Genomic DNA, 20,082 nt, shown 5'->3' with positions numbered 1-20,082 from the left:
ATATGCATAATACTGAAACAAGAGAATTCCTTCTTGCCTTAGGCATGGTGCTACTCCACACTGCGTTTGGTCTGTTCGTTATTATGTCCTCTATTTGGCTGTGTCTGGCCTTATGGTTTCAGCAACCCTTTGGCGGCTTAGTCACCCGTGTACTGATCGGCATCTGGATCGCTTTTGCCTTAAGCATACTCAGTATTTATATCACCCAATATGTTTTGAACCGTCAGACTGATGTTCTGATCTATGTTCTGTTCTTTCTTGTCGGCTTATCCTGGTATTTTGGTTTGCAAGCCAGACAGGATCGTGAGTGGAATCCGGAAGTTGCCCAGATACTGTCTTATGAGCAACAGGATAATCTGGTTACACTGCACAATGTGCGTCATTTTAACTGGCATGCGGATGGCAGTTATGATGAACGTTGGGAAACCCGGCAGTTTGATTTAAACCAGATTAACAGTGTAAATATCATTACATCGTACTGGATGGGACCACGCATTGCCCATACGCTGGTCAGTTTCGATTTTGCCAACAGCCCGCCGCTGACCTTTTCAATTGAAATTCGCAAACAGAAAAATGAAGAATTTTCCACGTATGGCGGTTTTTTCAGAAAATATGAACTCAGCCTGATTGCAGCAGATGAAAAGGATCTGATTTATACCCGCAGCAATATTCGTGGCGAACAGGTCTATTTTTTTCCAATTAATATGCCAAAAAGTGAAATACGTGCCCTGTTTGAAGAATATCTGCATAAAGCCAATGAATTAAAACATCAGCCAAAATGGTATAACAGCCTAACCAGTAACTGCACCACCCTGGTATTTGACATGGTGCAGGCAATATCCAAAAGACATTTTCCAACAGATTACCGCCTGCTGGCTTCAGGATATTTACCTAATTACCTCTATGACTTGAATGCCATTTCCCATGACTTAAGCATGAAACAGTGGTATAAGATTGCCTACATTAACCCGCGCGTCAACCAGTTAAAGAATATCTCCAGCACACAATACTCACGCCTGATTCGTCAGGGCATCCCCGCAGCGATAACAGACGAATCAGCTGAATTTCAAAATTAAAAATATAAAAAACATCCATTTAATCCTAGTGAAAAGCCTGTTTTTTTGTTTATATAGACTCCAAGTTAAACCAAGAATGAGAACTCCAATATGTTAAAAAAAATATTTGCTGTTGGCATACTGGGCACTGCTATTGCTTTGACGGGTTGTGAAACCACACCAAGTGCATCTGCTACCATTGAAACTGCCAATTTAGTGCAACTGCAAAACCGTAGCTGGATTGCCACCCATATTGGCAATACCGCAATCAAGACAGCACCGACTGCACACAATATTCCAAGTTTACAATTTGATGCCATAACTAAACGTGTCAGCGGTGCCGATGGCTGCAATCGTATTATGGGCAGCTATGCAGCAGGTCGAGATACCCTGGTGCTCAGTCAAATGGCAGGGACTAAAATGGCCTGTCTGGACAATAACAATCCGTCTGAACAATTTAATGCAGCCTTGGCTAAAGTAGCCCACTATCAGGTTTTCGGGAAAACGCTTAAATTGCTTGATCGCTACGGCAACGTACTGCTGCAATTTACCAGTCCGGTGCAACTACGTTAAACTGCTCAAATAAAAGCCTGAAAGCTCAGGCTTTTGTGTTTAAAATGTTTCAATACATTTTAGCTTCATAGAAAGCCTCTATATTAAAAACAATAAGCAAATACAGGATCAAACTATGCAACAGGCCTTATTCGGTGGTGGATGCTTCTGGTGTGTCGAAGCCGTTTTTTTACAGTTAAAAGGTGTGGAAAAAGTGGTCAGTGGTTATGCTGGTGGCCATACTGAACATCCCAGTTATGATGATATTTGCCGTGGCGATACCAACCATGCCGAAGTCATTCTGATTGATTATGATGAAACGCAAATAAGCTTCGTTCAGCTGTTAGATGTCTTTTTTACCACGCATGATCCAACGACCTTAAACCGTCAAGGTAATGACATCGGCACTCAATATCGTTCTGTGATTTATTATTTTAATGATGAACAGCAACAGCAGGCACAACATACAATTAATGCCCTGAAAGCAGAAGGTCTCAATATTGTGACTGAGCTAAGCCCTGCACCGCAGTTCTACCCTGCCGAAGAATATCACCAGAATTTCTTTGCCCGCAATCCTGCGCAAGGCTATTGCAATTTCACCATCCCTCCGAAATTAATGAAATTGCGCAGCAAGTTTCAGGACCTGCTGAAACCGGAATAAGCGACTGTGTAGAAAATTCTAGCCATAAAAAAAGCGACCTTAAAGGTCGCTTTTTTTTAAGGATCAAATTAGTTATCAGTCGCAAAGGCAATATCGCTGAGCCCGGCTTCGCTCGCACGAGACATCACTTGAGCAACCGTGTCATAACGTGATTCTTTATCTGCTTTCAGAATAATGGTTGGCTGATGCTGTTCCTGACCCGCTTGGTTAAATTTCGTCTGCAATTCATCAAGCGTGAGCACCTTGCCATTCCAGGCAACCTCTCCACTGGCATTAATACTGATGGTGACGTTTTTAGGCGGCAAATCCGTAATATCTGCTGTTGTTTTAGGTAAGGTTAATGGAATTGACGGGTTAGCAACGGTTGCTGTCACCAGGAAGATGATCATCAATACCAACATAATATCGATTAGTGGAATGAGGTTCATCTCATTCATACCTACATCGTTGTCTTCGCCCAATTGAAAGCCCATTAAGCCTGACCTCCCACCAGATTGTTTGTTGCTGCTTTAGTTTCTACCTGAGCTGCACTGTCCTGTTGCAACATGGTATCAATCAACAAACTGTGTGCCTGATCTTGTAACTCATGTGACAAACTTCGATTGGCACGGGTACACATGTTATAAGCCAGTACCGCAGGAATCGCGACAGCCAAACCCAGACCGGTCATAATCAAGGCTTCACCAACAGGTGTCGCCACTTGTGCCAGACCTGCCTGACCACTCTTACCTACTGCAACCAGCGCGTGGAAAATACCCCAAACCGTACCAAACAAACCCACAAACGGTGCCAGTGAAGCAATGGTACCCAAAACTGCCACACCTTTTTCAGCATTGGATTTTTCAACTGAAATTTGACGCAACAACGCCTGTTCAGCGACCGCTTTACGTTGTTCAAAATTCAAAGCTGCAAATTTTGCTTTTAACTTGCTTAACGCTTGAGAAAGTTGAGCATAAGCTTGTTGCTTCAGTTGGCGAGTCCCCATTATACGTAAAATGAAGATGGTCCATGTCGCAATCGACATTGCCAATAACACGAAATACAGGGTTTTACTCACTGCATCAGCATGTTGCCAATAAACTGAAAAGTTCATACTCGAACTCCTAATAAATGTTAGCCGCGTGGATTCACTGTCAATTCCAATGGGAGGTTAGCCTTGATTGGATAAGCCACGCCATTTTCTTTGTACGGTTTGAATTTGGAACTACGCACTGAGCGTAAAATCTTTTCATCTAAAGCAGGAACACCGGTCGAACGTACCATACGCACTGAGGTAATTACCCCTTTTTCATTCGCTTCAATATACACCATGGCTGTACGCGTTTGCCCTTGCAGGTCGCTATTGCTATAGGATGGTTTAGGAGAACGACTCCATTGCACGCCTGAACCACCAATCGAAACATTTTTTGGTGATGGCAATGCAGGAGGCGCAACCGGTGCAGGCGGTGTAACTGGCGCAGGTGGAGGTGTCACCGGAACAGGTTTCACCACTTTGGTTTCAGAAATCGCGGTCGTTACTGTCGGTTTGGATGGTGCTTCCACCGGTTTGATCACGGGTTTCTGTGTTTCTGCTTTTTTAACTTGTTGAACCTTTTCTACCTTTTTCGGTGGGGGTGGAAGCTGTTTTTTTACAATTTCAACCTGTTTCACTTCTTTCGGTTTTGGGGGTTCCTTTTTCGGTTCCGCTTTAGGCTTTGGTGGTAGCGGTTTTGCTGGCTCTTGAATTTTTACAAAACGCACCTTTAACGGTTCTTTTTCAATCGGTTTCAGTTCCGGAGTTTTCATGTGCCCTACCGCCCACAACACGCCCATGTGACCCACCACCACCGCAAGCAAAGCAGTGATCATTTTCTTTTTCATTGGATTGGGAGTTTGCATCTTTAGAGCGGAGGATTGACTCATTAAAATCAGTTACCTAATTTAAGCGATTGTAGATCTATAAAGATTGCAGCAATCAGGCTCATCGGTTAGTACAATTAAAGCATGCCAATAATAAATGAGAAGTGTTTTCATTTGCAACTATTAAAATGCCCGTTTTGATGAGTTTTTTGAATCGAAAACGAAAAAGGCATGCCTAAAACATGCCTTTTAAACTGGTATTTTTAGCAATATTTATTGAAAAACAACTGTTTTGTTGCCATCCACAATAATACGGTCTTCCAGATACCATTTCACTGCACGAGCCAAAACATTACGTTCCACATCTTGTCCGAGTTCACGGAGCTGATCGACGGTAAAATCGTGATTTACTCGTTCTACATCTTGCTCAATGATCGGGCCCTGATCGAGGTCAGCAGTCACATAATGCGCTGTTGCACCAATCAGTTTCACCCCTTTATCATAGGCCTGTTTATACGGGTTCGCACCAACAAAGGCTGGCAAGAAAGAATGGTGGATGTTGATAATTTTCATTTCCCAGTTTTTAACAAACTCTTCATCCAGAATTTGCATATAACGCGCAAGAATCAGTAAATCGTTGCCCTGCATGATTTCATCAATTTTGGCATAGGCTTCACGTTTATTTTCTTTATTCACCGGCACCACTTCAAATGGAATACCAAAGTTTTCTACTGCTTCACGCAAGGTGTCATGGTTTGAAACCACTTTGGTAATTTCACATGGTAAACCGCCACGCGCATGACGCCATAACAGCTCAAGCAAGGCATGATCGACTTTAGAAACCAGAATCCCGACTTTTTTCACATCACTGACCAGTGCCAGACGCCAGTGCATGTCATAGCGTTCTGCCACATTGGTGGCAAAAGTCTGGGTTAAACTTTCTTTACGGCTTTGCAAATTTTCCAGTTCAAATTCAACACGCATGAAATAACGTCCGCCCTGAGCTTCAGTCGCGTATTGATCAAGTGCGGTAATATTTGCTCCCTGATGATACAAAAAGCTCGAAACAGCTTGCACGATACCTGGTTTATCTTCACAAGTAATCAGTAAACGTGCCGTGTTAGCAGTGGACATATTCATGTTGGTTAATATCACTAATCAGTTAAATTGAAAAACAAGCCGAGTATTCTAACGCTTTTTTTAGGCTTTCTAAATAGGCTAGCCTGCATCATGTTTTTTACTGGACGATAAACTTTCAAAAAGCTCTGAAGGGCCAAGCGTTTCAAGTAAATGTTCATAGGTTTGACGGCTTTCACCACGCAGGTAAGCCCCTTCCAGAAATACCATTTGACGTAATGCCTGCCAGACCCACTTTTCTTCCAGATGGTTCGAATCGGTAATATGACCTGACATATACAGGAAGTTGGTCCAGTTGGTCAAAACAATCCACAAGTTAATAATCAGGGCTTCAATTTCTGAGTCTGTCATTTCCATTAAGCCCGCATTCACGAAAGCTTTATAGATTTTTTGCCCCTGCTGCATCACCTGTCCGGCAAAGCGTGGATACATTTTTCTAAAATCTTCATTATTTTCAACCAAATGATAGACATCACGATGCAAAAAGCGATAGGCCCAAAGCTGGCTGCTCAGCACCTGAAAATAACGAATTTTATCGTTGGCATCAAGCGGACGATCATCAGGCAATGCCAGCATCTCCAGAGTTTCGCCTTGATACTGCTCCATTAACTCTTTGATGATTTCGTTTTTATTGCGAAAATGGTAATACAAATTACCCGGGCTCATATTTAGTTCAGCTGCAATATGATTGGTTGTTACCGAACGCTCACCGCGTTCATTAAATAACTGTAAGCTGAGCTGTAAAATACGTTCTTTGGTTTTCACCGTTTTGGAGTGAGACATCCTAAAGTAACCATTCATTCAATAGGTTAGCGAACTAACACATAAAGTAACTTGACTATTTAGAGTTTTTACTCTAAAAATTAAATTAATCGCTTTTTATTCAATGGTAGCAGGTCATGAACAGTCAGACAAAAACAACTTCAATGACACCACATTCGTTTAATATTCAGCACTTACACGACGTACTAGAACAGCAAAAGCACGCTTACCTGCGTCATTCCTTTCCATCGGCAAAAGAGCGGATTGACCGTTTAGCACGCCTCAAGCGTATCTTAGTTAAATATCAAGATCAATTTGCTGAAGCAATTAATCAGGACTATGGTAACCGTTCTATTGGTGAAACCAAAATCGGTGAACTACTCACCTGCCTTGAACAGATCAGATATTATAGCAAGCATTTGACCGGCTGGATGAAACCTTCGAAGCGCCATGTTGGAATTATCCATCAGCCGGCAAAAGCATGGGTGCAATATCAACCCTTGGGTGTGATCGGGATTATTGCTCCATGGAACTACCCATTATTGTTGTCGGTTGGTCCACTGATTTGTGCAATTGCCGCCGGTAACCATGCCATGATCAAGATTTCTAGTGCCTCCAGCCATTTTGGTCGTGCCTTGGAAAAAGCATTAGGTGAAGCATTTCCGACCGAACTGGTTGCCGTGATTAATGGTGGCGGACCAGTTTCCGATGCTTTTAGCCATTTAGCCTTTGATAAAATTGTTTTTACCGGTTCAACCGAAATTGGTAAAACCGTCATGGCAGCAGCCGCAGCAAACCTGGTGCCGGTAATTTTAGAACTGGGCGGAAAATCACCGGTACTGGTTCATCCTTCTATTGATTTGCAAGATGTGGCACAGCGCCTGGCTGCAGGTAAACTGTGGAATTCAGGTCAAACCTGTGTGGCACCGGACTATATGTTCCTGCCTAAAGGTAAAACCGCCGAATTTATTGAGCATTTTAAAGCCTGTGTGGAAGAGATGTATCCGAGTATTGAGTACAATCAGGATTACACCTCGATTATTAATGACAAACAATACAACCGCCTGCAGGGCTATCTGGAAGATGCCCGTACCCATGGGGCTAAAATTATTGAATTAAATCCGGCACATGAAGATTTAAGCAAGGTTCGAAAAATTGCGCCAACTGTCGTGACCGGTGTCACAACGGAAATGCGGATTATGAAAGAAGAAATTTTTGGTCCGATCCTTCCTATTCTCGAATATGATCAAATTGACGATGTGATTGACTTTATTAATAGCCGTCCTCGTCCACTTGCATTATACTATTTCGACTTTGATCAGGCGCGTGCCGACTATGTCGCACAGCATACTCATTCAGGGCATTTCGGACAGAATATGGTATTAACCCATGTAGCACAGGATGACTTACCTTTTGGTGGGGTCGGTGCTTCAGGTATGGGCAAATATCATGGTCCAGAAGGTTTCTTCAGTTTGTCGCATGAACGGTCAGTAATGTCTAATCCAAAGCTGTATAGCTTAAAATTCATTCTCCCACCGTTTAACAAGCCGATTCACAAACTGATTTCCAAGACCCTTCTTCGCTAACTGATCAAGGCATGATCTATCACACATGATCATGCCGCGTTTTTCTTAAATTCGCTTGTCTTTTAAGCGTATTTTTGGTATAAAACGCCCCTTGAATGATTTCATCCGTTTACTTTTAATGACTAGCCGCACAATCGGTGCTGTCTAGCAATGGAGTTCACCATGTCTAAGGTTTGCCAAGTTACCGGCAAGCGTCCAGTCGTTGGAAACAATGTCTCGCACGCCAATAACAAAACCAAACGCCGGTTCGAGCCGAACCTGCATCACCACCGTTTCTGGTTAGAAAGCGAAAAACGTTTCGTACGTATTCGTTTAACCACTAAGGGTATGCGTATTATCGACAAATTGGGCATTGAAAAGGTTGTTGCTGATCTTCGTGCTCAAGGTCAAAAGATCTAAGGAGTCAGTACAATGCGTGATAAAATTCGCCTAGTTTCTTCAGCTGGTACAGGTTATTTCTATACTACGACTAAGAACAAACGTACTATGCCGGAAAAAATGGAAATCAAAAAATTTGATCCAAAAATCCGTCAACACGTAATCTTCAAAGAAGCTAAAATTAAATAATTTTGACTTCTTGAAAAAAGCGGCCCTTCCGGGTCGTTTTTTTTTGCATTTTTTTTATTCGACTTGTTACACTTCTAGGCATTCTTTTTTGGCATTTTTTGTGCTTATTCTTTTTTACCCTTAACTTTGGCTCAAGCTTAAGGAGTCTTTAGTGCCTCATGATGTAGATCTGATTATATTACTTGCCGTTGGCTTTGGACTGGCACTCATTTTTGGCTATATTGCTGCACGTATTCGTCTTCCTCCCCTAATTGGCTATTTAGTTGCGGGTATTGTGATTAGCCCGAATACACCAGGCATTGTGGGCGATATTCATCTTGCCAACCAGCTGGCTGAACTTGGGGTCATGTTCCTGATGTTTGGTGTCGGGATGCACTTTTCCTTAACCGACCTGATGCAGGTACGCCGTATTGCCTTACCAGGTGCAGTTCTGCAAATTGCTGTAGCAACCTTGCTTGGTATAGGCGTAACGATGATCTGGGGCTGGAGTTTTGGCTCGGCACTGGTGTTTGGTCTAAGCCTGTCCTGTGCCAGTACCGTGGTCCTCCTGAAAGCCTTGGGAGACCAAGGTCTGATTAACTCTGTAAACGGCAAGATTGCCGTGGGCTGGTTATTGGTTGAAGATCTAGTCATGGTACTGGTACTGGTACTGCTCCCTGCCACTGCAGTTTTACTGGGTGGAACAGCAATTTCCGGCTCAGACCCAAATGCCAATATCTGGATGACCTTAGCGATTACCCTGCTTAAAGTAGCCGGCTTTATTGCCTTTATGCTGATTGTGGGTAAACGTCTGGTACCCTGGATTATGCAGATCGTTGCCCGTCTGGGATCGCGTGAACTGTTTACCTTGACCGTAGTGGCCGCTGCAGTTTCTATAGCCTTTGGTGCTTATAAGGTTTTTGGGGTGTCGATGGCACTGGGTGCATTTTTCGCCGGGATGGTGGTCAAAGAGTCCGATTTTAGCCACCGTGCCGAAGAAGAAACGCTTCCACTACGCGAAATTTTTTCCATTTTATTCTTTGTCTCGGTGGGAATGCTGTTTGATCCCATGATCTTAGTGCAGCAACCGTGGCATGTGCTTGCCGTGGTGGCCATTATTATGGTTGGCAAGACTATCGCGGCAATGGCACTGGTGCTGTTCTTCCGTTATCCAATTAACACCGCTTTAACAGTGGGTGCCAGCCTTGCACAAATTGGCGAGTTTTCTTTTATTTTGGCAACTTTAGGCGTTTCACTAAATCTATTGTCTTTAGAAGGACAAAACCTGATTTTAGCCGGTGCACTTACCTCCATTACCTTAAATTCATTTGTGTTCTCTGCCATTGAACCGGTACAAAACTGGATTCGTGAACGCTCACATTTGGCCCGCTTGCTTGAACGTAGTGGTGACCCGCTATCGATGTTGCCAGATGAAGTCTCACAAGAATACTTGCGTGATCAGGTGGTGATTGTTGGTCATGGTGAGGTGGGACGCCGCATTACCAAAGCCTTAATGCAGCAAGAAATTAAAGTGGTAATTGCCGAGGAAAACCGTGAGATCGTTGAAAGCCTACGTGACAAAGGCATTGCGGCGGTATCGGGACACGCGACCGAAGCAGGGGTACTCATTCAGGCGCATATCCAACATGCACGCCTGCTGGTACTGTCTCCAATGGATATTCTGGATATCCATAAAATTGTCGACATTGCCAAAACCTTGAATCCACAAATTCAGGTATTGGTATGTGCCGAAAGCAAGGAAGAAGCTGAAGTGATTCGCCGTGAAAATATTGGTCAGGTTTATTTTGCCAAAGAAGAAATGGCCATCAACATGACCAATCATATTTTAAATCAGATTCAGATTGCGCATCATCAAGCACCAACACACTAATCAGCAGCCTATAAAAAAGCGCACCAAAGTGCGCTTTTTTAGGTTTAAACAAGTTTAGCTCAGATACTTCGGCTGTTCATCCATGACTTCAGCCTGCCACTCATTGACCTGCTTTTCCATCATGGCAAACAAAGCCGCCTGCATCATGTGCTGGGCAATTACCTGTGTTTGATCACCAAGTAACGCTTTGACCTGATCATTAAATTGAATCTTGACCAGCGGTTCTTTTTCAGAGCCTGCATTTCGCAATGCCAACTCACCACCTTCAAGTTGAACAAGTTCTAAAATCGCTTCTTGACTACCAAATAATTCTTTCAAATGTTCTATAGACATATATCCTCCATGTTCAACATGGTGGCAAAGGGCTGTTGCACTTTGCATTACTTAGACTATTTATATAAGGTCAATGACAGAAACTTCAAGAGCACTGGTCGTAAAGTTTAAAATTCAACCATCTCATTACGAAAACCGTCAATCAGCTGGGTCAGGTCGCGGTGCCATTCACGCAGAATTTTGGTATCCGGCAACCAGGCTTGAGGGGTTTGGGTCACTTTAATAATCAGGTTGGAAGAGGTTTCATCTTCAGGTTCCGGCGCACTCGGTTCCGGTGCATATTGACACATACGGTAGGCACGTTTCAGCTCGGCAATAAAACCCTGTTTCGCCAACTGCTGCATCACAGTCACTTCAGGCGAAATCTGTCCTTTTTCTGCCATATGTTCTTCAATCGATTTCAAGGTCGGAGCAAAGTCATTTAACCGGTAGTAACGAACCAGTTCCTGCAAAAATGCCAATACCGCACCATGCAAATGAAATACCGCCGCTTCACGATGTGCCTGAGCCTGTTGAATATGGTCGGTTTGTTCTGCTTGTTGACATGCAAGACGTGCAAAATACAGTTTCTGATTGGTACGATCGGCATGAAAGCGAGCAACACGAGACATGGTGATTTCCTAAGATTTGGCGTGATTACACCGTTAAGATTAAACGGTCTTTCAGAAAAATTACAATAAAAATTGTGGAAGATTAATTTCAATGAGTGAGATATCGAGTGTCACTTCAATGATCATGGATGATTTCAGCCAGAATAATTTACATCCTTCCAGATCAAGAGATGGGGATTCAATAGACCAATTCAACCTGATCAAAGCCTGGTTATTTTATCCATAAAAAAAAGGAGCATCGCTCCTTTTAGTTTTTATTCTGCCGCTGACTTGTCTTCAGCCTGCTTGACCCGAATACCCTGTCCATGCAAACGCAGGGTATTTAAGCCTTTAATCGCTTTCACCGCTTCACGGCCATGTGGCATTTCCACAAAAGCAAAACCCTTTGATTTACCTGTGGCAGCATCTAAAACCAAGGTGCATGAATCTACCGTGCCATATTGCTTAAACAATTCCAGCAATTCAGCTTCTGTCACTGTACGTTCTAAATTACGGACTAAAATTTTCATCTGATGACCTTTAAATAGGCTAAAAAAACCAAAAAGCACTCGCCTACTTACTTTTTGCACTTCAATATTGAGATAGTTTAATCGAGATCGATACCAAAATCTAAATTAATCGATTGCCGCTCAATTAAGGCACTTTTTACGGTTTGCTGACGCGGCTTGTAATGGGTCTCGGTCATGCACAGGTTGCGGGTCAGGTCATTCAGGAAATAGCTTTCAATTTTTCGTCCCTGTTCATCGACCTGATCCCGCGCCCAGAGATTCAGATTTTGCTTGGTTAAAATCAGTTCATTTTTGGCGCGGGTTAATGCTACATAGAGAACCCGACGCTCCTCTTCAACTTCGTCAAAATTACCCTGAGCACGTGCATGCGGATACTGTCCGGCAGAAACATTGGCCACATAACAAATTTTCTGTTCTGTGCCTTTGGCCGAATGGATGGTAATCAGCGTCACCACATCATCTTCAGACTGGCGTTCAATTTCACTGATCGAGACCGGATCGAGTACATATTCTTCCAGAAATTCACTCAGCTGATCATGTTTGGTGGCCAGCTGCTTGACCAGATCAAAATCACCCATGCGTTTCGACCAGTCTTTCTTGGCGTAGTTTTCCTCAAGCTGCTCCAGCAGTGCTTCTATCCCCAAAGTGACACAAGCCTGCACCTGATCTTTTAATACCGACATCTGCTTCATGATCAGCAGCGTTTTCTCGGGAATACGGCCAAATTTTTCCAGTTTGTCGAAAATCAGTTCTGGATTGTCCTGCTGCAATAATTGCTGCGCCAGCTTGCTGGCTCCAACATCTCCCACGCCATTCCATAAGGTCAGAAAACGCATCCAGGCAATATCATCCAGCGGATTGGCAATCACCCGCAATAAACTAAGCAGGTCTTTGACATGTGCAGTTTCCAGAAGTTTCATGCCACCGATAAAACGGTAAGGCACATTGGCCTGAATAAAGGCCGCTTCGATGTGACGTGCGGCAAAACTGGAACGCACCAGCACCATATGATCATGCCACGGCGTGCCTTCCAGAAAATGCCGCTCTTTAATATCAATGGCAATCCATTTGGCTTCATCAAACTCGTTCGGGAAGATATGCAGTTTGGGTTTAATGCCCTCGCCACGATGTGCATCCAGACGCTTGTCATATTTGATTGGGCTCTGATCAAGCAACCAGTTAGACAGGTCCAGAATTTGCTGTGTAGAACGATAATTCTGTTCCAGTTTAAAAATCTGCGCATCCGGTACGCGTTCTTTAAAATGATGGATATTTTCAAAGTCTGCACCACGAAAACCGTAAATCGACTGGGCATCATCCCCGACACAGAACAGGCTGACTTTATCTTTTAAAGGTTCCAGCAAAGCCCATTGCAAGGGATTGGTATCCTGCATTTCATCTACCAGCATATGCTGACAGATAGAAGCTACATAATCACTCAGTCCTTCCGATTGAGCCAGTGCCGATGCTACCACCGCCAGAATATCGTCATAATCCAGAAAGCTGCGCACACGTTTTCGTGCCTCATACTCTTTCATAATGTCAGCAATCTGATCTTTATATTCCAGAAATTCTGGCATTTGCTTTTCTAGAGCCAGACTTAGTTTTTGCCGCGTATTTCGTGCAAAGGAATATAGGTCACACAGCTGCTGCGGCTTGGGCAAGGCATTGGGATTTTTCTTATCATCCTTGCCACGAATTAAACGGAACATCATCAACTGATCATCCCGGTCGATAATCGAAAACTGTTCCAGACCAAAAGCTTTCGGAATACGGCGCAGCAGATACATACAAAAAGTATGAAAGGTGGATGCGCGTAAACCTTTGGCCTGCTCACCCAAAGCCAATTCGACCCGTGCCACAATTTCACTGGCGGAACGACGGGTAAAGGTCAGAATTTGAATCTGATTCGCTGGAACGCCCTGATCAATCAGATAGGCTGCCCGAGCCACAATGGTTTTGGTTTTGCCACAACCTGCCCCTGCAAGAACCAGACTGTGCTTTGATTCAGTCGTGGCAGCCTGTTTTTGTTGCGGGTTTAATTCATTAATCAGGGTGGCTAAACTCATGGTGTCTCATCGTGCTAGGGAGATGAATAGTTTAACAGAGGTTTTAGTAAAACCTGAGTAATGCGCCTTGATTCATTTTTTTATTCCTTAAGCATTTTTTCAAAAACTGAATACTGTGTTTACTCAATCAAATGCCCATCGTTATTCCCTCTCCTTTTTAAGGAGAGGGTTAGGGAGAGGTTACTATTTAAAACTCCCCTCATCCTAGCCTTCTCCCTGAGGGAGAAGGAACTTCACAAATTTGATGATGTCTTAATTATTTAAATAAGTTCATTAAAATTATAGTTTCTTACATATTGCTCAACTGCTTCTTCCAAATACATTGAAGCATGCACAATTGCATGTTCCATTGAAATTTCAGGAGGATTAATCCCGATAATTTGACTAAAACCTAAGTCATATAGTTCATCAATACCATCGCCAACTACACCCGCAAAAGCAATCACAGGCTTATTGAATTGCTTTGCGACCTGCGCCACCCCAAACGGCGTTTTGCCAAATTTTGTTTGAAAATCAATTTTTCCTTCACCCGTCAACACATAATCAGCCTGAGCAATTTTGTCTGCCAATTTGGTCTGTTCAATTACCAGCTCTACACCTGAGCGAATCTTGGCACCTGTAAACACCATCAAACCAAAGCCCAGACCGCCTGCTGCACCTGCACCCGCAATCTCCCGACAATCTATTCCAAGTTGCTGCTCAACAAGCTTAGCAAAATGACTTAAGTTGTTATCCAGAGTTTTCACTATTTCAGGCGTAGCCCCTTTCTGCGGACCAAAAACATAAGATGCACCATTTGCACCACACAAAGGATTATTCACATCGCTGGCAATGATGATTTCTGTTTGTGCTAAACGCGCATCCAAACCGGAAAGATCAATCTTTTTAATCTGGTCAAGCTGACCACCGCCTACCGCAGCATCGCAGCCTGTAGCATCGAGAAATTTTACACCCAAAGCCTGTGTCATACCCGCACCGGCATCATTGGTCACGCTGCCCCCCAAACCGATAATGATCTTGGATACGCCTAAATCCAGCGCTGCTTTAATCATTTCTCCTGTACCTAAGGTAGTCGTGAGTAAAGGATTGCGCTGGGCGGGTTCTAAAAGATGGATGCCATTGGCTTTTGCCATTTCGATAATGGCTGTTTTTCTCCCATCGACTAAACCGAAGTAGGTTTGGATTTTTTGCGAGGCTAATGGACCAGTCACTTCACACTCAATCTTTTGTCCACCTTGTGCAGCAATCAGGGCATCTACAGTACCTTCACCACCATCTGCCATGGGCACCGAAATACACACCGCATCTGGATATACATTTTGAATGCCACGCTGCATCGCCTGACAGGCCTGTTCGGCGGTCATACTTTCTTTAAAGGAATCGGGGGCAAGCACAAAGGTTTTAGGCATAATCAACAAAAAATGAAAGCAATAAATCTTTATACAATAAAAAAGAGCGCTCTATGCGCCCTTTTCTCCTACTTCACTGTTATACATCTGCCGAACTTTGCGGTACTTCACGTTTGATATAAGATGCTAAAGTCAAATAATTAATCCCCTGAAATAAAACATCTATCGCCAGAAACAGACCCAGTACCCAGAACGGAGCATCAGGTGATTTTAAAATCATAATCCCGGTCACCAAGGTTAACAGGCCCGAAAATAAGATCCAGCCCCAACCTTGATACACTTTAAAAATAATGGCACTAAAAATACGGATGATACCGGCCACGATCAATACAATTGCCAACAGATTGGTCAATACAATCGCGGTTTTTACCGGTGTGCTAAAAGCATAATAACCAGCGACCAGATACAGAACGCCAAACAGGGCCCATAGCCAGCGAGTCCCCCCTTCAAAAATTTTGAAAGCAGCAATAAAGTGCAGAATACCGCCAATCATCATCAGTATGCCAAACAGGAATACCACAGAAAGCGTAGCAAAAGGCAGTGAAGCAAGCAGTACAAGAGCAAACAAGGTCAGCACAATGCCCAGACCTAAATACCACTTTCGATTTTCATGCAGCTGATGTCGAACTAAATCATTTCCTACTGTTCTCATGTTTTTTCTCAAGTCTTTTGTTGAGGAATACCTGTAGTTTTAGCTGATTTTCGGTCAAAAGTCTGTTATTTCTCTGCATTTTAATCCACAGCCCGATATGCAACTGTGGATAAAAGCATCGTTATCCCCAAGGGTTATTTTTTCCAGCCCAATTCAATTGCGGTTATTTCATTAATCAAAGTCTGTTTCAATGAATCCGGCATCCTGCTTTTTTGTTGTGACAGTGGAATATGTCCGGCCATCAACTCTGCTTTGGCTTGAGGAAATAAAGGCTGCTGGTTTGGATAAGCATATCCAATCGGATAGGCAGGCTGTCCTGTGGACAAATCATACTTATCACTTGCGCCAAAGCTATGCAGTAATTCATGCACCAGTACAATCTTGTTTTGTTCTGACTGTTTTTTGGATGCAAATAAATTGACTGAACCAATCCGCCCCTTTTGTAAAGCAGTAGAATGTTTTAATTCTTTAATTGTTTGGGGATCATAATAATTTAAATATAAAGTCACACTGGGTGAACCATCAGCACCCTCATGCTGTTTCCAGGCATAAAAACGAAATTTCAGGCTCCATAAAATGGTATCCAGCATGGTTCCCTGTTCAGGTACTTTAGGGGGAATTTGTTTAAGTTCACGGCCCAACTGAAAGTAAATTGCAATCGGCTGTCCACGATACTGCGCCGACATTTGCTGCAGATATTCTTGTGCCCCATTCAGTTCAGAAAAATTCAAAGATTGAATATAATTTTGAGTAGCCGCCCGCCCATCTGCATTGATGGGATGCAGCATGACAATAATGGGTTTGGACCAGTCCTGATTCTGGTCACGATACGCATTCACCGCCACAATCAATAAAATGATAAGTAAACACAGTATCCGAATGTTTTTCCACATATTATCCAATGCTCTGCTTTTTTATTTTTCTTAAATACATTTGACTCATTTCAATTTTAGTTTCAAATAAATTAAGCGTTTTTATCAAACCTGATAATTTAGCTCGACCATAATTTCGTGAATCAAAATCAGGTTTTACTGCACTAATATATTGTCCAACCATACCCAAATTTGCCCAGCCATTTTCATCAGCGTTATCTTTAACAGCTTTATAAATCAAATTTAAAGTAGCCCTATCCATTGCTTCGGGTAAAGTACTTTCTTTAGTTTGTTGGATAGCTTTAGATTCTATTGTCTTTACAGTTTCTGCTATTTTTTTATCTTGTACTAATGCTAATTCTTCATCCTCACCATTTTTAACATCTGCATCCGTTAGGAGATTTTCTACATAAATAAATTTATCACATGCCTTTTTAAAAGCTTCAGGAGTCGATTTCTTACCAAAACCATAAACACTCAGACCATTTTCACGAATACGTGAAGCTAAAGGGGTAAAATCACTATCACTTGATACAATACAAAAACCATCTAATGCACCTGCATATAATAAATCCATGGCATCAATAATTAAGATCATATCTGTTGCATCTTTGCCTTTTGTATAAGCAAATTGCTGAACAGGAGTTATTGCATGGGGTAATAGAACATCTCTCCATTTTTTTAACGACTCACTACTCCAATCTCCATAAACTCTTTTTACACTTGCAATTCCATATTTAGCAACTTCTTCGAGTACAGATGAAATGGCATTAATTGATGAATTATCTGCATCGATTAATACTGCAAACTTTTTTGTTTGGATTTCCACTATTACCCCAATTAAATATTTGATTCAGTTCTTATATAAATCATTTTGGCATAAAAAATGCCGACTTTTGTCAGCATTTTTCAGAACTTAAAACTTAAGCTTCAATCCATTTCCCATCTTGGAACACCAGACTCCACTTGGTTTGCTTGCCTTCAGGCGTTTCCGAACCAATATACTGCGCCTGGTTCTTACGGCTGAATTTCACCAAAGTTGGATTTCCTTCAGGGTCAGCATCCGGAGCTTGCAAAATAAACTGATATTTTGGATCCAGCTGCTCGGCCACCGAACGCAGTTCAGCAACTTTAGGTGCTCGTGTTTCACGCACTTTCGGGAATTTGCTCGCTGCCAGGAATAAACCTGCCGCACCATCACGAAGTACAAAGAAATCATCATGCTTGGTTGAACGCAAGTGTTCCATTTTAATTGGATCTACACGCGGAGGTGCAGGCTGACCATTCTTTAACACTTTACGGGTATTGTCACAGCTGGTGCAGGCAAAATAAGGTCCAAAACGGCCAGTCTTCAGCTGCATCTCGCCATCACATTTATCGCATGGAATGGTTGGACCATCGTAACCTTTAATTTTGAACTCACCTTCTTCAAGTTCAAAACCGGCACAATCCGGGTTGTTACCACAGATATGCAGTTTACGACCACCATCAATCACATAACTGTCCATTGCCGTTTCACAAATCGGGCAACGTTTTTTCGACATCAAGTCTGCAGTTTCTGCAGCATCATCATCAGACAGTGCTGCCAAGGATTCTACCGGTGTTAAATTCAGGGTACCTTTACAGCGTTCTTTAGGCGGCAAGTTATAGCCCGAACAGCCCAGAAACACACCTGTGGTTCCTGTACGAATCTGCATCGGACGTGAACATTCAGGGCAATGTACCGCTTCCACTTCCACCGGCAGGTTACGGCGCATACCGTGTTCGCCTTGGGCTGTGGTGAGGCGTTTTTTAAAGTCGCCATAAAAGTTATCCAGCAACTCTTTCCAGTTACGCTGACCATCTGCCACTTTATCCAGCTGACCTTCAAGATCCGCAGTAAAGTCGTAGTTCATCAGGTTGTTAAAACTTTCATCGAGACGATCGGTCACGATTTCACCCATCTTCTCGGCAAAGAGACGACGGTTTTCCAGTTTCACATAACCACGGTCCTGAATGGTAGAAATAATCGCAGCATAGGTCGATGGACGACCAATACCACGTTTTTCCAGTTCTTTTACCAGAGATGCTTCAGTGAAACGTGCAGGCGGTTTGGTAAAATGCTGAGAAGGATCGAGTTTTTCCAGTTTCAGTACTTCACCGACTTTTACCGCAGGTAGCAAAATATCGTCATCCGCTTTATTTGCACCGCGAACTTTGGTGAAACCATCAAAGACCAGAGTACGACCTTTGGCTTTCAGTTCCACACCATTGGCATCGACTAAAATGGTAGATGATAGGTACTCTGCTGGAGTCATCTGACAGGCTACAAACTGACGCCAGATCAGGTCATACAAACGTTGTGCATCACGTTCCACACCTGCAAGGCTATCGCCTTTCAGCGCCACATTGGAAGGACGAATCGCTTCGTGGGCTTCTTGTGCACCCGCCTTGTTACCATAACGGTTAGGCTTGGCAGGCAAATATTTCGCGCCATACTCATTTTCAATATGACCACGCACCATATTGACTGCATCATCACTCAAGAAAGTGGAGTCAGTACGCATATAGGTGATGAAACCCGCTTCATACAAGCGCTGGGCCAACATCATGGTTTTCTTCACAGAGAAACCTAGACGTGTGCTTGCTGCCTGTTGCAAGGTTGAAGTGATATAAGGTGCACTCGGGTTGACCTTGGTCGGTTTATCTTCACGACTGGCAACTTTATATTCAGCATTTTTAATCAGGTTTAATAAAGCATCGGTTTCGGCTTTATTGTGCAGTTTGAGGGTTTTACCACCCTGTCTCACTGCTTCAAGACGGATGTCATCTTTTTGAGATTTGGTATCTGCAAAAACTTGCCAGTATTCTTCAGGAATAAATGCACGAATGTCACGTTCGCGCTCAACCACTAGTTTAACTGCAACCGATTGCACACGACCTGCCGACAGACCACGGGCAATTTTTTCCCAAAGTAATGGCGAGATCATAAAACCCACAACACGGTCAAGGAAACGGCGGGCTTGTTGAGCATTGACCTTATCGATATCTAGACGTGCCGGCTGTTTAAACGCTTCCTGAATGGCATTTTTGGTAATTTCGTTAAAGACTACACGCTGGTAACGTGAATCATCCCCACCAATCACTTCTTTTAAATGCCAGGCAATGGCTTCCCCTTCACGGTCCAAATCCGTTGCGAGGTAGACTTCATCGACTTGCGATGCCAGTTTTTTCAATTCCGCCACGACATTTTCTTTGCCAGGAAGCACTTCATAATGCGCTTTCCAACCATGCTCAGGATCAACCCCCATACGGTTGACCAAAGCCTGTTGTGCTTTTTCCGCTTTTTGTTCATCGGTTAATTTGGTACGGGTTGCCGGTTTTTTTTCTGCCGTTTTAGAACCGCCAGTCGGCAAGTCACGAACATGACCTACCGATGATTTCACGATGTAATTTGGACCCAGATATTTGTTGATTGTTTTCGCTTTTGCAGGCGACTCCACAATCACTAAGGCACGTTTGTTCGCAGCACTCGGTGATTTTGCTGTGGTGCTTTTGGATGTGGACCGAGGAGCGTTCGCCATAGTTAACCGTTAATCCTGTTTGATGGGTTTATAAA

Annotated in this window: 22 protein-coding genes; 8 read left to right on the top strand and 14 right to left on the bottom strand. The window is 43.2% G+C overall.

Annotated elements, in window-relative coordinates:
- Positions 1-2 precede the first annotated feature (2 nt).
- The 3 genes from JFY49_RS02445 (at position 3) to msrA (ending at position 2,268) form a co-directional block, all read left to right on the top strand.
- Complete coding sequence (locus JFY49_RS02445) at positions 3-1,076, top strand: DUF4105 domain-containing protein (RefSeq protein ID WP_200223589.1); 1,074 nt, start codon at positions 3-5, stop codon at positions 1,074-1,076.
- A gap of 90 nt (positions 1,077-1,166) precedes the next feature.
- Positions 1,167-1,628: an META domain-containing protein gene (locus JFY49_RS02440; RefSeq protein ID WP_200223587.1), complete on the top strand. Its 462-nt coding sequence runs from the start codon at positions 1,167-1,169 to the stop codon at positions 1,626-1,628.
- Positions 1,629-1,743: 115 nt separating this feature from the next.
- Positions 1,744-2,268, top strand: coding sequence for a peptide-methionine (S)-S-oxide reductase MsrA (gene msrA / locus JFY49_RS02435; RefSeq protein ID WP_180082128.1), 525 nt, complete (start codon positions 1,744-1,746; stop codon positions 2,266-2,268).
- Between the two features lie 68 nt (positions 2,269-2,336).
- Here msrA and JFY49_RS02430 read toward each other — a convergent pair whose 3' ends face one another.
- From JFY49_RS02430 to JFY49_RS02410, 5 genes are all read right to left on the bottom strand, one after another.
- Complete coding sequence (locus tag JFY49_RS02430; protein ID WP_180082127.1) at positions 2,337-2,741, bottom strand: ExbD/TolR family protein; 405 nt, start codon at positions 2,739-2,741, stop codon at positions 2,337-2,339.
- Positions 2,741-3,361 (bottom strand): MotA/TolQ/ExbB proton channel family protein, encoded by a 621-nt coding sequence (locus JFY49_RS02425; RefSeq protein WP_200223586.1) that lies wholly within the window; start codon positions 3,359-3,361, stop codon positions 2,741-2,743. Before JFY49_RS02425 ends, JFY49_RS02430 begins: the two co-directional genes overlap by 1 nt.
- A 20-nt stretch (positions 3,362-3,381) precedes the next feature.
- Positions 3,382-4,170 (bottom strand): energy transducer TonB, encoded by a 789-nt coding sequence (locus JFY49_RS02420; protein ID WP_180082125.1) that lies wholly within the window; start codon positions 4,168-4,170, stop codon positions 3,382-3,384.
- 210 nt (positions 4,171-4,380) lie between these two features.
- Positions 4,381-5,247, bottom strand: coding sequence for a formyltetrahydrofolate deformylase (gene purU / locus JFY49_RS02415; RefSeq protein WP_180082124.1), 867 nt, complete (start codon positions 5,245-5,247; stop codon positions 4,381-4,383).
- A gap of 78 nt (positions 5,248-5,325) precedes the next feature.
- The gene (locus tag JFY49_RS02410; protein WP_086195336.1) at positions 5,326-6,027 is read right to left on the bottom strand and encodes a TetR/AcrR family transcriptional regulator; all 702 of its coding nucleotides are present in this window, start codon (positions 6,025-6,027) and stop codon (positions 5,326-5,328) included.
- A gap of 116 nt (positions 6,028-6,143) precedes the next feature.
- Between JFY49_RS02410 and JFY49_RS02405 the strand changes: the two genes are divergently transcribed.
- The 4 genes from JFY49_RS02405 (at position 6,144) to JFY49_RS02390 (ending at position 10,029) form a co-directional block, all read left to right on the top strand.
- On the top strand, positions 6,144-7,592 hold the full coding sequence (locus JFY49_RS02405) for a coniferyl aldehyde dehydrogenase (RefSeq protein ID WP_200223585.1): 1,449 nt from the start codon (positions 6,144-6,146) through the stop codon (positions 7,590-7,592).
- Positions 7,593-7,754: 162 nt separating this feature from the next.
- Entirely contained in the window at positions 7,755-7,991 is a 237-nt protein-coding gene (rpmB, locus tag JFY49_RS02400) for a 50S ribosomal protein L28 (protein WP_086195334.1), read from the top strand.
- Positions 7,992-8,003: 12 nt separating this feature from the next.
- Positions 8,004-8,159, top strand: coding sequence for a 50S ribosomal protein L33 (rpmG, locus tag JFY49_RS02395; protein ID WP_001205031.1), 156 nt, complete (start codon positions 8,004-8,006; stop codon positions 8,157-8,159).
- 151 nt (positions 8,160-8,310) lie between these two features.
- On the top strand, positions 8,311-10,029 hold the full coding sequence (locus JFY49_RS02390) for a cation:proton antiporter (protein ID WP_200223584.1): 1,719 nt from the start codon (positions 8,311-8,313) through the stop codon (positions 10,027-10,029).
- A gap of 54 nt (positions 10,030-10,083) precedes the next feature.
- Here the strand turns inward: JFY49_RS02390 and JFY49_RS02385 are convergent, their stop codons facing one another.
- Positions 10,084-10,362: a hypothetical protein gene (locus JFY49_RS02385; protein WP_180082121.1), complete on the bottom strand. Its 279-nt coding sequence runs from the start codon at positions 10,360-10,362 to the stop codon at positions 10,084-10,086.
- Between the two features lie 107 nt (positions 10,363-10,469).
- Positions 10,470-10,973 carry a DUF6586 family protein gene (locus tag JFY49_RS02380; RefSeq protein ID WP_086195331.1) on the bottom strand — a complete coding sequence of 168 codons (504 nt, stop codon included), beginning with the start codon at positions 10,971-10,973 and terminating at the stop codon, positions 10,470-10,472.
- A gap of 91 nt (positions 10,974-11,064) precedes the next feature.
- Here JFY49_RS02380 and JFY49_RS17625 point away from each other — a divergent pair, with 91 nt between their 5' ends.
- The gene (locus JFY49_RS17625; protein WP_265092674.1) at positions 11,065-11,199 is read left to right on the top strand and encodes a hypothetical protein; all 135 of its coding nucleotides are present in this window, start codon (positions 11,065-11,067) and stop codon (positions 11,197-11,199) included.
- Between the two features lie 28 nt (positions 11,200-11,227).
- Here the strand turns inward: JFY49_RS17625 and JFY49_RS02375 are convergent, their stop codons facing one another.
- The 7 genes from JFY49_RS02375 to topA form a co-directional block, all read right to left on the bottom strand.
- Positions 11,228-11,482 carry an RNA recognition motif domain-containing protein gene (locus JFY49_RS02375; RefSeq protein ID WP_200223583.1) on the bottom strand — a complete coding sequence of 85 codons (255 nt, stop codon included), beginning with the start codon at positions 11,480-11,482 and terminating at the stop codon, positions 11,228-11,230.
- 77 nt (positions 11,483-11,559) lie between these two features.
- On the bottom strand, positions 11,560-13,551 hold the full coding sequence (locus JFY49_RS02370) for an ATP-dependent helicase (RefSeq protein ID WP_200223582.1): 1,992 nt from the start codon (positions 13,549-13,551) through the stop codon (positions 11,560-11,562).
- 260 nt (positions 13,552-13,811) lie between these two features.
- A complete protein-coding gene (locus JFY49_RS02365; protein ID WP_086195329.1) occupies positions 13,812-14,960 on the bottom strand; it encodes a glycerate kinase in 1,149 nt (382 codons plus the stop codon).
- A gap of 79 nt (positions 14,961-15,039) precedes the next feature.
- Positions 15,040-15,612, bottom strand: coding sequence for an HdeD family acid-resistance protein (locus tag JFY49_RS02360; RefSeq protein ID WP_086195328.1), 573 nt, complete (start codon positions 15,610-15,612; stop codon positions 15,040-15,042).
- A gap of 134 nt (positions 15,613-15,746) precedes the next feature.
- On the bottom strand, positions 15,747-16,505 hold the full coding sequence (locus JFY49_RS02355; RefSeq protein ID WP_200223581.1) for a hypothetical protein: 759 nt from the start codon (positions 16,503-16,505) through the stop codon (positions 15,747-15,749).
- A gap of 1 nt (position 16,506) precedes the next feature.
- On the bottom strand, positions 16,507-17,313 hold the full coding sequence (locus JFY49_RS02350; RefSeq protein WP_200223580.1) for an NYN domain-containing protein: 807 nt from the start codon (positions 17,311-17,313) through the stop codon (positions 16,507-16,509).
- Positions 17,314-17,407: 94 nt separating this feature from the next.
- Positions 17,408-20,047 carry a type I DNA topoisomerase gene (gene topA / locus JFY49_RS02345; RefSeq protein ID WP_200223578.1) on the bottom strand — a complete coding sequence of 880 codons (2,640 nt, stop codon included), beginning with the start codon at positions 20,045-20,047 and terminating at the stop codon, positions 17,408-17,410.
- Positions 20,048-20,082: the final 35 nt, after the last annotated feature.

It is taken from the genome of Acinetobacter sp. CS-2, assembly GCF_016599715.1.
In the GTDB taxonomy this organism is placed as follows: domain Bacteria; phylum Pseudomonadota; class Gammaproteobacteria; order Pseudomonadales; family Moraxellaceae; genus Acinetobacter.
This window is presented reverse-complemented; position numbering and strand designations above follow the sequence as displayed.

What these genes read in the sequence shown, in the direction of transcription:
- JFY49_RS02405 (WP_200223585.1), top strand. Translation starts at nt 6,144, where the DNA reads ATGAACAGTCAGACAAAAACAACTTCAATGACACCACATTCGTTTAAT.
- JFY49_RS02360 (WP_086195328.1), bottom strand. Translation starts at nt 15,612, where the DNA reads ATGAGAACAGTAGGAAATGATTTAGTTCGACATCAGCTGCATGAAAAT.
- JFY49_RS02445 (WP_200223589.1), top strand. Translation starts at nt 3, where the DNA reads ATGCATAATACTGAAACAAGAGAATTCCTTCTTGCCTTAGGCATGGTG.
- rpmG (WP_001205031.1), top strand. Translation starts at nt 8,004, where the DNA reads ATGCGTGATAAAATTCGCCTAGTTTCTTCAGCTGGTACAGGTTATTTC.
- JFY49_RS02370 (WP_200223582.1), bottom strand. Translation starts at nt 13,551, where the DNA reads ATGAGTTTAGCCACCCTGATTAATGAATTAAACCCGCAACAAAAACAG.
- JFY49_RS17625 (WP_265092674.1), top strand. Translation starts at nt 11,065, where the DNA reads ATGAGTGAGATATCGAGTGTCACTTCAATGATCATGGATGATTTCAGC.
- JFY49_RS02375 (WP_200223583.1), bottom strand. Translation starts at nt 11,482, where the DNA reads ATGAAAATTTTAGTCCGTAATTTAGAACGTACAGTGACAGAAGCTGAA.
- rpmB (WP_086195334.1), top strand. Translation starts at nt 7,755, where the DNA reads ATGTCTAAGGTTTGCCAAGTTACCGGCAAGCGTCCAGTCGTTGGAAAC.
- JFY49_RS02410 (WP_086195336.1), bottom strand. Translation starts at nt 6,027, where the DNA reads ATGTCTCACTCCAAAACGGTGAAAACCAAAGAACGTATTTTACAGCTC.
- JFY49_RS02425 (WP_200223586.1), bottom strand. Translation starts at nt 3,361, where the DNA reads ATGAACTTTTCAGTTTATTGGCAACATGCTGATGCAGTGAGTAAAACC.
- JFY49_RS02420 (WP_180082125.1), bottom strand. Translation starts at nt 4,170, where the DNA reads ATGAGTCAATCCTCCGCTCTAAAGATGCAAACTCCCAATCCAATGAAA.
- JFY49_RS02365 (WP_086195329.1), bottom strand. Translation starts at nt 14,960, where the DNA reads ATGCCTAAAACCTTTGTGCTTGCCCCCGATTCCTTTAAAGAAAGTATG.
- JFY49_RS02355 (WP_200223581.1), bottom strand. Translation starts at nt 16,505, where the DNA reads ATGTGGAAAAACATTCGGATACTGTGTTTACTTATCATTTTATTGATT.
- purU (WP_180082124.1), bottom strand. Translation starts at nt 5,247, where the DNA reads ATGAATATGTCCACTGCTAACACGGCACGTTTACTGATTACTTGTGAA.
- msrA (WP_180082128.1), top strand. Translation starts at nt 1,744, where the DNA reads ATGCAACAGGCCTTATTCGGTGGTGGATGCTTCTGGTGTGTCGAAGCC.
- JFY49_RS02380 (WP_086195331.1), bottom strand. Translation starts at nt 10,973, where the DNA reads ATGTCTCGTGTTGCTCGCTTTCATGCCGATCGTACCAATCAGAAACTG.
- topA (WP_200223578.1), bottom strand. Translation starts at nt 20,047, where the DNA reads ATGGCGAACGCTCCTCGGTCCACATCCAAAAGCACCACAGCAAAATCA.
- JFY49_RS02430 (WP_180082127.1), bottom strand. Translation starts at nt 2,741, where the DNA reads ATGGGCTTTCAATTGGGCGAAGACAACGATGTAGGTATGAATGAGATG.
- JFY49_RS02440 (WP_200223587.1), top strand. Translation starts at nt 1,167, where the DNA reads ATGTTAAAAAAAATATTTGCTGTTGGCATACTGGGCACTGCTATTGCT.
- JFY49_RS02385 (WP_180082121.1), bottom strand. Translation starts at nt 10,362, where the DNA reads ATGTCTATAGAACATTTGAAAGAATTATTTGGTAGTCAAGAAGCGATT.